The 11,950-nt window shown below is 45.3% G+C and carries 10 protein-coding genes and 1 other annotated feature; all 10 genes read right to left on the bottom strand.

The window, feature by feature from the left end; all coding sequences use genetic code 11:
- Positions 1-180: 180 nt before the first annotated feature.
- The 10 genes from leuD to JOC94_RS07120 all read right to left on the bottom strand — a co-directional run bounded on the left by leuD (position 181) and on the right by JOC94_RS07120 (position 11,880).
- Positions 181-768, bottom strand: a complete 588-nt coding sequence (gene leuD / locus JOC94_RS07165) for a 3-isopropylmalate dehydratase small subunit (RefSeq protein WP_077109588.1) — start codon at positions 766-768, stop codon at positions 181-183.
- Positions 765-2,180, bottom strand: coding sequence for a 3-isopropylmalate dehydratase large subunit (gene leuC, locus JOC94_RS07160; protein WP_077109589.1), 1,416 nt, complete (start codon positions 2,178-2,180; stop codon positions 765-767). Before leuC ends, leuD begins: the two co-directional genes overlap by 4 nt.
- Positions 2,181-2,190: 10 nt before the next feature.
- On the bottom strand, positions 2,191-3,291 hold the full coding sequence (gene leuB, locus JOC94_RS07155) for a 3-isopropylmalate dehydrogenase (protein ID WP_077109590.1): 1,101 nt from the start codon (positions 3,289-3,291) through the stop codon (positions 2,191-2,193).
- Positions 3,292-3,317: 26 nt separating this feature from the next.
- The gene (locus JOC94_RS07150; protein ID WP_077109591.1) at positions 3,318-4,865 is read right to left on the bottom strand and encodes a 2-isopropylmalate synthase; all 1,548 of its coding nucleotides are present in this window, start codon (positions 4,863-4,865) and stop codon (positions 3,318-3,320) included.
- Complete coding sequence (gene ilvC, locus JOC94_RS07145; RefSeq protein ID WP_077109592.1) at positions 4,852-5,886, bottom strand: ketol-acid reductoisomerase; 1,035 nt, start codon at positions 5,884-5,886, stop codon at positions 4,852-4,854. Before ilvC ends, JOC94_RS07150 begins: the two co-directional genes overlap by 14 nt.
- A gap of 17 nt (positions 5,887-5,903) precedes the next feature.
- Positions 5,904-6,422, bottom strand: coding sequence for an acetolactate synthase small subunit (ilvN, locus tag JOC94_RS07140; RefSeq protein WP_077109593.1), 519 nt, complete (start codon positions 6,420-6,422; stop codon positions 5,904-5,906).
- Positions 6,419-8,140 (bottom strand): acetolactate synthase large subunit, encoded by a 1,722-nt coding sequence (gene ilvB, locus JOC94_RS07135; RefSeq protein ID WP_077109594.1) that lies wholly within the window; start codon positions 8,138-8,140, stop codon positions 6,419-6,421. The genes ilvN and ilvB overlap by 4 nt, the downstream gene beginning before the upstream one ends.
- A 155-nt stretch (positions 8,141-8,295) precedes the next feature.
- Positions 8,296-8,543: a binding site (T-box leader), on the bottom strand.
- 3 nt (positions 8,544-8,546) lie between these two features.
- Complete coding sequence (gene ilvD / locus JOC94_RS07130; protein ID WP_077109595.1) at positions 8,547-10,211, bottom strand: dihydroxy-acid dehydratase; 1,665 nt, start codon at positions 10,209-10,211, stop codon at positions 8,547-8,549.
- A gap of 31 nt (positions 10,212-10,242) precedes the next feature.
- Positions 10,243-11,142, bottom strand: a complete 900-nt coding sequence (ilvE, locus tag JOC94_RS07125) for a branched-chain-amino-acid transaminase (protein WP_077109723.1) — start codon at positions 11,140-11,142, stop codon at positions 10,243-10,245.
- A gap of 240 nt (positions 11,143-11,382) precedes the next feature.
- Positions 11,383-11,880 (bottom strand): hypothetical protein, encoded by a 498-nt coding sequence (locus tag JOC94_RS07120; RefSeq protein WP_077109596.1) that lies wholly within the window; start codon positions 11,878-11,880, stop codon positions 11,383-11,385.
- Between the last annotated feature and the right edge of the window lie 70 nt (positions 11,881-11,950).

Raw genomic sequence — 11,950 nt, 5'->3', positions numbered from 1 at the left:
TATGAAAATGACCATCTCCTCATCAGATTACACTCCATTTCCAGTAAATTTTTGGGAATTCAGGAATTTACTCGTTTGGAATGCCGAGAGTATATCTTAACTATAAAGCATTTCAATCCATGCGCTCACATAAAAAAGACTTGCCCGCTGGTCTCCAAGCCAGCGTCAAGTCTTCCTTACTTATTTAGCGATTGATTTTTCATAAGCCGTAATTTCATCTTCCAACTGCAATGTCAAGGCGATTTCATCCCAGCCATTCAACAACATTTGGCGGCGGTACGGATCAATGGAAAATGAATAGCTGTTCCCATCCGCTGTGTTGATTGTTTCAGTCTCAAGATTGACTGTGACTTGCAACGGCTTTTCCTTCCCTGCTTGCAGCAGTTCTTCGACTTTCGATTCTTCCAATTGAATAGGCAAAATGCCATTTTTAAAGCAATTGCTGTGAAAAATATCGGCAAAGCTCGGTGCGATGACGACACGGAATCCATAGTCGCCCAATGCCCAAGGAGCATGCTCACGCGAAGAACCACAGCCGAAGTTTTCCCGCGCAACCAGAATCTCGCTATGTTTATATTCAGGTTTGTTTAATACGAAATCCGGCTTTTCCGTACCGTCATCGTGAAAACGCCAATGATAGAATAAGAATTTCCCAAATCCGGTACGTTCAATCCGCTTTAAAAATTGCTTCGGGATAATCTGGTCTGTATCTACGTTGGAACGGTCCAGCGGGGTGATGACACTCGTTACTTCTTTAATGGGTTTCATGTGAGCACCTCCCCTTTCAATAAGTTTCTCACGTCAACGAATCGGCCTTCAACCGCCGCAGCAGCAGCCATTTCAGGGCTGACGAGATGTGTACGGGAGCCGTTCCCCTGACGTCCCTCAAAATTCCGGTTGGACGTCGAAGCACAGCGCATGCCCGGAGGCACTTGATCCGCATTCATGGCGAGACACATGCTGCATCCTGTCTCGCGCCATTCAAATCCGGCATCAAGGAAGATTTTATCTAAACCTTCTTTTTCCGCCTGGGCTTTGACTGTTCGTGATCCGGGGACAACAATGGCGTTTACGCCGCCTTTTACTTTTCTGCCTTCCAATACTTTAGCCGCCGAACGTAAATCTTCCATTCTGGAGTTCGTACACGATCCGATAAATACATATTGAATATCTACATCGGTCATTTTTACTCCGCCTTCAAGACCCATATATTCGAGCGCTTGCTCAATGGATTCTCTTTCAGCTTCATTTTTGGCATCTTCAGGCTTTGGAATTGGTTCTGAAATCCCGACGCCCATGGAAGGATTTGTTCCCCATGTAACAAAGGGCTCGATCTCGGAGGCATCAATATCAATGACTGAATCATATTGTGCATCCGGGTCAGACGCGAGTCCTTTCCATTCTTCAACTAATCTATCAAACGCCTCACCTGCGGGGATATGTTCACGGCCTCTTAAATATTCAAAGGTCGTTTCATCCGGGCTGATCAAGCCTGCCCTTGCACCGGCTTCAATAGACATGTTGCATACTGTCATTCGTTGTTCCATCGTCAAATTCCGGATCGCTTCCCCGGTATATTCAATAATGTGGCCTGTTCCGATGTTCACACCATATTTGGCGATGATGGCCAAGATCAAGTCTTTTGCCGTTACGCCCGGACCAAGATCTCCTTTTACTTCGACTTTCATTGTTTTTGGCTTTGACTGCCACAATGTTTGTGTGGACAGTACGTGTTCAACCTCGCTTGTTCCAATACCGAAAGCAAGAGCGCCAAATGCTCCATGTGTCGATGTATGGCTGTCGCCGCAAACGATTGTCTTTCCAGGCTGTGTTAGCCCGAGTTCCGGCCCGATAACATGAACAATTCCCTGGTTCGGATGTCCGATTCCAGCAAGTGGAACATCAAATTCCAAGCAATTTTTCTCCAGCGTAGTCATTTGTTTCTGGGCGATTGGGTCCGTTACTTCTTCATTCAAGCGTGTTGGAATGTTATGATCCATCGTCGCGAATGTGAGATCAGGCCTGCGCACTTTGCGATTGTTTAACCGCAATCCCTCAAACGCCTGCGGAGAAGTTACTTCATGAACAAGATGAAGGTCGATATATAGAAGGTCAGGTTTACCTTCTTCTCTGTGTACTACATGTTTTTCCCATATTTTTTCAATAATTGTTTTGCCCAACTGTCACACCTCACGAATAAGCCGCTAAAATATGGTCTGAAATAAGTTCCTTCTCAATTTCTTCAATGATTTTTTCAGTCATTTCAGTTGTTGTTAATACATTGCTGCCGTCAACTTTAAACTCACCCGTAAAATAACCGTCTTCAAGAACGTTTCTGACCGCTTCTTCAATTGCCGCTGCTTCCTGGTTCATGCCGAATGTACTGCGAAGCATCATGGCACCGGATAAGATGGCTCCAACCGGGTTTGCTTTATTTTGTCCAGCGATGTCGGGCGCAGACCCATGTACAGGTTCATATAAGCCAAAACCATCTGCGCGAAGGCTTGCGGATGGCAGCATTCCGAGCGATCCTGCAATAACGGATGCTTCATCACTTAAAATATCGCCAAACATATTCTCGGTGACAATGACATCAAATGAAGCGGGAGAAGTGATTAGCTTCATAGATGCAGAGTCTACTAACATATGTTCATATTCTACTTCTGGATATTCGGCAGCCACTTCTTCCACAATTTTTCGCCATAATCTGCTCGACTCCAGTACATTCGCTTTATCGATCGAAGAAACCTTGTTTCTCCGTTGCTTTGCCAACTCAAATGCGAATCTGACGACACGTTCGATTTCTTCACGGCCGTAAACTAACGTATCCACGGCTTGATCGTCTGTATGGTAGCTCGGTTCTCCAAAATAAAGGCCCCCCGTTAGTTCCCTTACGAATACAAGGTCCACACCTTCGGCTACTTCTTCTTTTAATGGGGAGAAGGCTAGAAGCGTTTTGTATGCTTGCACGGGTCTCAAGTTCACACTTAGCTCAAAGTGTTTTCGTATTTGGAGAAGTCCTTTTTCCGGCCGCAGTTCTTTCGGAAAGTGATCCCATTTCGGGCCGCCGATCGCACCAAGTAAAATAGCGTCGCTTTCCTCACAAATCTTGATTGTTTCTTCCGGAATGGGATGGCCGGCTTCGTCTAGGGCTGCCCCTCCAAGTAAACCATACACCCACTCAAACTTATGGTGAAAGCGGCGGCCAATTGAATCTAACACGGCAACTGCCGCTTCCGTTACTTCTTTACCAATACCGTCTCCAGAGAGTACAGCTACCCGTTTTTTCATCCCGTGTTTCCTCCTTCATATTTATATTACACCGATGACTTTACGAGCTCTTCCATTTGCTTTTGCAGCAACGAACGGTTGATAGCGTTCAAATACGCTTTGGCCGATGCTTCCAATACATCTTGCGCCGTACCTCTGCCTGTTAGTTCTTCAGTATGATTAAAAGTCAAGTTCACGACGGCTTCTCCAAGCGCATCTCTTCCTTTGCCAATAGAAGATACCCTGTAGTCAAGCAAGTTCACTTTTCCATCTACAATCCGTTCGAGCGCGTTAAAAATCGCTTCTACGCTGCCGGCTCCGGTGCAGGCATCTTCTACGACCGTTCCTTCTGGAATTTTTACCTGTACTGTAGCTGTGGGGATATGTTCTGTACCGTATTGAACTTGAATAGACTCAAGTTCATAAATAGCTGTCTCTTCGGCTTTCAACTGCTGGTGCGTCAAAATAGTCCACAAATCTTCTTTCGTAATTTCTTTTTTGCGGTCTGCCAATTGTTTAAATTCTTTGAATGCTTCGTTTAAAGCTTCTTTATCAAGGAGGAAACCCATTTCTTTCGCACGCTCATGGAACGCGTGGCGGCCGGAATGTTTTCCAAGCACCAAGTTGTTGGATGTTTCGCCTATAAGCTCCGGAGTAATAATTTCATATGTGGTCGGCTCTTTTAACACGCCATCTTGGTGGATGCCTGATTCATGGGCAAACGCATTTTTTCCAACAACAGCTTTGTTCGCCTGGATGACCATTCCGGTCAATTGGCTGACAAGCTGACTCGTGCGTTTGATTTCGTTCAGCGTCAAGTTTGTTTCAACATTGTAAGCATCTTTCCTCGTATAAAGGGCGACTCCCACTTCCTCAAGGGCCGCGTTACCGGCTCTTTCCCCGATTCCATTAATCGTACCCTCCACTTGATCAGCGCCGTTTTCAATTGCGGCAAGCGTGTTTGCTACTGCCATGCCGAGATCGTTGTGGCAATGGGAAGACAATTTAACCTGCTCAACGTTTGGAACATTCTCTTTCATATACTTGAACATCGCTCCATATTCATGCGGAGTCGCATAACCAACCGTGTCGGGCAAGTTGATGACTGAAGCGCCAGCCTTGATGGCCTGTTCCACGATATGGGCAAGAAACGCCGGATCAGAGCGAAATGCGTCTTCTGCTGACCATTGCACAATCGGGAAAAATTGCTTCGCATATTTAATCGATTCAACTGCCGTTTCAACGACCTGTTCAGGAGTTTGCTTTAACTTATAAGTCATATGGATCGGTGAAGTGGCAATAAAGACGTGAAGTCTTGGACATTCAGCCACTTTGAGGGCTTCCCAGGCTGCATCGATGTCAGATTTTACTGAACGGGCCAATCCTGTAACAGATGAATGTTTGATGGTGGAAGCAATTTGCCGCACCGCATCCAAATCGCCTGGAGAGGCGGCGGGAAAGCCCGCCTCCATTACATCTACTCCAAAGCGTTCCAATTGCTTGGCAATTTCAAGCTTCTCGGCTGTATTTAAATTAATGCCAGCCGACTGCTCTCCATCGCGAAGTGTTGTATCAAAGATGTCAATTTTTCGCACTGGTCACCACTTCCTTGTCGGCTTTCTTTTTGCCGGCCTTGACAAATGGCATCATTTCGCGAAGCTCTTGGCCTACTTTTTCAATGAGATGTTCACTTTCCCGTTGGTTGATTGCATTAAATTCCGGTCTGTTCAACTGGTTTTCTAACAGCCAGCCTTTTGCAAACTTCCCTGTTTGAATATCGTTCAAGATCTCTTTCATGCGCTCTTTTGTACCTTCATCAATAACACGCGGACCGGATACGAAGTCTCCCCATTGTGCTGTATCGGAGATGGAGTAGCGCATACCTGCCAATCCGTCTTCATACATAAGGTCAACGATTAATTTCAATTCGTGCAAGCACTCAAAGTATGCCAATTCCGGCTGATATCCAGCCTCGACAAGCGTTTCGAAACCAGCTTTTACAAGCGCTGTTGTTCCACCGCAAAGAACTGCTTGTTCTCCGAAAAGATCTGTTTCTGTTTCCTCTTTGAAAGTTGTTTCCAATACGCCGGCACGGGCACTTCCAATTCCTTTTGTATATGCCAATGCAATATCTCTTGCTTTGCCTGTGGCATCTTGATAAATAGCGAATAGAGCCGGTACACCCGCACCTTCTTGGAATGTACGTCTTACCAAATGGCCAGGTCCTTTTGGTGCTGCAAGAAATACGTCAACGTTTGAAGGAGGAACAATTTGGTTAAAGTGCACGTTGAATCCGTGGGCGAATGCCAATGCTTTTCCTTCAGTCAATTCAGGTTTGATTTCATTTTCATATACAGCTGTTTGTCTTTCATCCGGCAGGAGGATCATGATGATATCTGCCTGGGCAGCCGCTTCTTTTACCGGATATACTTCATGTCCGTCTTCTTTTGCTTGCTCAAAAGATTTTCCTGGTCTTACACCTACAATAACGTCAAATCCGTTATCTTTTAAGTTGCTTGCATGGGCATGCCCTTGAGAACCGTAACCCATGATCGCAATCTTCTTTCCTTGTAGTACTGCCTCGTTGATTTCGTTGTTGTAATATACTTTTGCCATAATTTCCATCTCCTCTTTTATAATTGTAAAATTGATTGTTCTGATGTTTCTTGTATTTGATGTTCCCGAACAAACGCCGTAGCGCCTGTTCGAGAAATATCCTTAATGCCATACGGCTTCAACAGGTCGATAAATGCTTCAACCTTTGAAGGTTCGCCGGTGACTTGGACGGTAATAATGTTCTTGCCCATATCAATGACGGTTGCCCTGAACGGTTCGATGATGCTGTATACTTCGCTGCGAATTGCCGGCGGGCAAGTGACTTTGATTAATGCCAGTTCCCTTGTGACCATTCTCTTATCTGTAATGTCTGTCACTTTTAAAACATCTATCTGTTTTTGCAGTTGTTTTAAAAGCTGTTCCATCTTCGCCGGATCTTCAATCGGAACGATTAATGTCATTTTGGAAATCCCCGGGTTCATCGTTGGTCCGACGGTGATGCTTTCGATGTTAAACTGTCTTTTGGAAAACAGTCCGGTAATCCTGTTAAGGACACCACTATTATTGTTGACTGTTAATGTTACAACACGTTTCATTGTCCCACCCCAATCATTTCATGTAGTCCTGTGCCTGGGGCAACCATTGGATAGACATTCTCTTCCTGGATGACACGGCAATCAATGATAACCGGCTCCGGAGTATTAAATGTTTTTTCAAAAATGGCTTTCGCTTCCTCGGCGTTTTCCACTTTATAGCCTTTAATCCCATATGCTTCGCCAAGTTTGATAAAGTCAGGCTGCTCGGGAATCAACGACTGGGAATAACGCTCCTCGTAGAACTTTTCCTGCCATTGGCGAACCATTCCAAGACATTTATTGTTTAAAATAACGATCTTGATCGGCAACCCAAGTTCCTTTACGACTGACAACTCTTGAAGACACATTTGGAAGCCCGCATCTCCTGAAATGGAAACAACCGTCCTTTCAGGGTCGGCAACTTGCGCGCCGATCGCTGATGGAAAACCAAAGCCCATCGATCCCAGTCCTCCGGAGGTAACCCATTTGTGTGGACCTTTAAAGCGATAGTATTGGGCGGTCCACATTTGGTGCTGTCCGACATCTGTTGTGATAATGGCCTCTCCGTTAGTGATTTCGTGAATCATTTCGATCACATGCGGTGAAGACAACTCATTCTCCTTTGATTCCGGCGTTTTATACGGATATTTTGTTTGGTACTCATCCAAGTGCTCTGTCCATTCGGAAATATCCGGAACATGGAAATCCGTTTTGTTGAGCTCTTCCAATACCGCTTTTGCATCAGCCACAATCGGAATCTCCGTGGGAACGTTCTTCCCGATTTCGGCCGGGTCAATATCGATATGGGCGATTGTTGCGTTCGGTGCAAAGTGTTCCAAGTTTCCAGTCAAGCGATCATCAAACCGGGCTCCAAAGTTGATGAGCAAATCACATTCGGTAATTGCCATGTTGGATGCGTAAGTTCCGTGCATACCCGCCATTCCCAGGAATTGAGGATGGTCGCCAGGGATGCTGCCAAGCCCGAGTAATGTATTCGTCACCGGGAACCTTGTGTTTTCAACAAAAGCCTGGAATGCTTCCGCGGCCTTTGCAAACAGGACACCCGCCCCTGCAAGTATAAGTGGTTTTTTCGCACTGGCCATGGCATTGACCAGCTTTTGAATTTGCAAATAGTTTGGCCGTGTGGTCGGCTGATACCCCGGCAGATGAATTGGCTTTTCCGGATAAACGCCTGCCGTTTGCGTCGCGATGTCTTTCGGAATATCGATGAGTACAGGGCCGGGCCTTCCTGTCGACGCAATGTAAAATGCTTCTTTAATAATCCGGCCAAGGTCTTCCAGTTTTTTCACCTGATAGTTGTGTTTTGTAATCGGCATCGTAATTCCGACAATGTCCGACTCTTGGAATGCATCCGTTCCGAGCACGGAACTGCCCACCTGCCCGGTAAAAATAACGAGTGGCAGGGAATCCATCATGGCATCGGCAATACCCGTCACAAGGTTTGTAGCCCCCGGGCCGGAAGTAGCAATAACAACACCCGGTTTTCCGGTTACCCTTGCATATCCTTCCGCGGCATGGATGGCTCCTTGTTCGTGCCTTGTCAGAATATGCCTGATCGGGTTTTTATATAAAGCATCGTAAATCGGGAGTACAGCTCCTCCCGGATATCCGAAAATGATTTCGACGTTTTCCTTTTGCAGTGCTTCAATGAACAAGTCTGCTCCAGTCTTAACTTGTTCTTGCGTTTCCGTGTCTTGTTTTTGGTTGCCTGTCTTCATCGGGAAACCTATACTCACCTCTTAGCGCCTTCCTTTCATTTTGAATTGAATGATTATTCTTAATAAGAACTTTTACCATTGCGGCAGCAACTCATCTTGTCATTTTTTTATAATAAAAAAAGTTTTTTCAGCCCACACAAAAGGAGAACCTTTTATGCAGGGATGAAAAAACTTTCATGGTACCACCCTACTTTACAGTGACAATCACTGACTCATGAACAGCAGGTAAGCTGTTCATTGATAACGGGAACTTTGGGTAATCCCCGTGAATCCATAATCGCTTTCGCTTTCAAGATTCCGGCTCTAAGGTGATGTCGCGAATGACTGCATTGCCGGTTTCCAGCAGTTCCGGCTCTCTGTAAATGCAGGGCTTCATCCACTTTTTCCTCATCATTGCCTTTAAGGTTTATATTTTCATGACGCCGCCTGTACTTGCGGACGTGACCAGCTTAGAGTATCTTGCCAAGTAACCTTTCTTGATCTTCGGTTCAAACGGTTTTAAGTTCTTCTGCCTTTCGGCAAGTATAACATCATCTACCAGCAGTTGAATAGTCCGATTTTCCAAATCAATAAAAATTTCATCGTCATTTTCCACCAATGCGATTGGTCCGCCTTCAGCAGCTTCAGGAGAAATATGTCCTATCGAGATTCCTCTTGATGCCCCGGAGAAACGCCCATCTGTTATCAGAGCGACTTCTTTGTCCAGCCCCCGGCCGGCAATGGCTGACGTAGGCGCGAGCATTTCCGGCATTCCAGGTCCGCCTTTTGGCCCTTCGTAACGAATGACTACGACATGTCCCGACTGTACAGTACCGTCGTTAATTCCTTTTTGCGCATCTTCCTGAGAGTCAAACACAATCGCTTTTCCCCGGAATGTTGTAATCGACGGGTCCACCGCGCCAACTTTAATGACCCCGCCATTTGGAGCGATGTTTCCGTAAAGGATGGATAATCCTCCAACTGGACTATATGCGTTCTCCCTTGGCCGTATGACTTCAGGATTGGTAATGACGCTGTCTTTCACATTTTCATAAACGGTTTTGCCAGTAACAGTCAAACGATCACGCTCAACAGCGCCCATCTCGCATAATTCGCGAATGATGGCACTGATTCCACCGGCTTCGTGGACGTCCTGCATCGTGTAGTTAGATGCTGGAGCAATTTTTGACAAATAAGGAACCCGTTTGGCTACTTCGTTAATTCTAGATAAATCGTAATCTATTTCTGCCTCGTGTGCAATAGCCAATGTATGGAGAACCGTATTTGTTGAGCCGCCCATGGCCATATCAAGTGCAAATGCATCATCAATGGTCCGTTCTGTCACAAGGTCTCTTGGCTTGACATCTTCCTTGACCATGCGGATCAAATTTTTGGCGGCTTCTTTGATTAAACGGTGACGCTCATTTGATGTGGCGACAATTGTTCCGTTTCCGGGAATCGTAACCCCCAGCATTTCCATTAAGGAGTTCATGGAGTTTGCCGTGAACATTCCGGAACAAGAACCACATGTCGGACATGCATTCTGTTCAATGTCTAGCAATTTCTCCGCTGTCATTTTTCCGGCGTGATAGGCTCCGACTCCTTCAAAAACAGAAGTTAAAGTCAACGGATCACCATCCGATGACATCCCGCCTTCCATCGGACCGCCCGAGACGAATATCGACGGGACATTTGTCCGGAAGGCTGCCATGAGCATTCCCGGTGTGATTTTGTCACAGTTGGGAATATAAAATACACCATCAAACCAGTGGGCGTTGATAACCGTTTCCGCAGCATCCGCGATCAGTTCCCGGCTGGGCAGTGAATAACGCATTCCAATATGTCCCATGGCAATGCCGTCGTCGACTCCGATTGTGTTGAATTCAAATGGAACGCCTCCGGCTTCCCAAATGGCTTCCTTCACCACTTCGGCAAATTCCCGTAAATGCTTATGCCCTGGAATGATGTCAATATATGAATTACAAACACCGATAAACGGTTTATCCAAATCTTTTGTTTTTACACCCGTTGCGTAAAGCAAGCTCCGGTGCGGGGCTCGGTCTATCCCCTTTTTTATCATGTCGCTCCGCATGTCAATCCCCGCTTCCTTCTCTTTATCTGTCTTAGCTTACATGTAGAGCCTCGTCGTAAACTTTGACTCCGTCTGTTGTTGTTATTTTTCTGAAACTTTCAAGCAAGTCGTTTGTAACCGGGCCAGGTTTTCCGTCTCCGACCACACGGCCATCAATTTTTACGGCTGCGATGACTTCCGCGGCTGTACCGGTCAAAAATACTTCATCTGCTGTGTAAACATCGTGTAATGTAAAAACAGACTCCAATACTTCATAGCCTTTTTCACGAGCAACTTCGATAATGACATTTCTCGTGACTCCTACGAGCGCTCCAATATGTCCAGGGGGCGTATACAGCTTCTGATCTTTTACGAGAAAGATGTTATCAGCTGAACCTTCCGCCACATATCCCTGATCATTTAACATAAGTGCTTCATGTGCTCCGGCAAGATTCGCCTCTATTTTTACAAGAATATTATTTAAGTAGTTTAAGGATTTTACCATCGGGCTTAAGACATCTGAACGGTTTCTCCGTGTTGAGGCCGTTACGATTTCTATTCCCGATTCATACATTTCCTTCGGGAAAATACGGAGCGGTTCAGCAATGACAATGACAGAAGGTTTTCTGCAGTTTGCTGGATCCAACCCTAAATCCCCGACTCCACGGGAAACAACGAGACGAATATAGGCATCTTTCAGATTGTTTTTCCGGAGAGTTTCTATTAGAACCTGAGTCATTTCCTCTTTCGTATACGGTATATCTATCATCACTGATTTTGCAGATTCGTATAATCTGGTTAAGTGTTCGTTCAGTCGAAATATGTTTCCATTGTATGATCGAATACCTTCGAAAACACCGTCCCCATACAGGAATCCGTGATCATATACCGATACAACGGCATCTTCTTTCGTTACTAATTTGCCGTCGAGGAAAATCCATTGCTCACTCACCATTTTTCGCCCCTCTCAAACTTACCCATTTACTATACTTTAGTGGGATACATTGTTCTAAATAATACCGTGGTTTCGGGGTTTCGTCAACCATTTTTCAGAATCTTGTAGCTGTTTGGAAGGCAATAAAAAAATGTATCCGTTTACAAATACGATCGTATCAATGATCTGTATTTTTGAATTATTTTTGAATAATGATTGGAAAATACTTCTGAACATTCGTTGGATGGAAGTAGTACCTCAGCTTTTTGATTCCGGTCCTCCTTTACCGCCTTGATCCCGATGGAGATGAGGACTTCTTATGTATCTTACGTAGGAATTTCTCATCGTGGCCAATGTTGCGAAGCTTAGTTCATGGCGGTTGTTTTTCAATCCGAAAGACGCAAGCAGCATGTAGGCCATTCTCTGCGGAAAGAAGCCGGTCTCGTCCAAATAGGGGCCCACAAAAAATTTCCATTTGTTCAAATCTATGGATATTGCCGCTCGCCATTTATGAACATCGGCCTTTATTTCAATCAGGATGGTTGTTTCAACGTGGAGGGGAGATAAACGGAAGGACTCCGAATGATGAGGGTCCAGAGGAGTGTTGCTAATGAGTGAGTCATAGAAATGAAACTTTGGCTTCATTAGAAATATATGTGTACCCTCAACCCTCGTCCCCTTACAAACCAATGCCATATCTTTTCCTATCAAACTGCCTTTCGCAATCACCTTTTTTATTTTGACAAACGCAGACACTACCATTCACCCCCTTCTTCCGTTACCTTTATCATAGTTAAAAGTACCCATAAAGAAAATAGACTTTTAT

This window comes from Siminovitchia thermophila, from assembly GCF_016909185.1.
In the GTDB taxonomy this organism is placed as follows: Bacteria; Bacillota; Bacilli; order Bacillales; family Bacillaceae_C; genus Siminovitchia; species Siminovitchia thermophila.
Note: the sequence above shows the minus strand (reverse complement) of the source record. Positions and strands in the feature narration are given on the sequence as shown.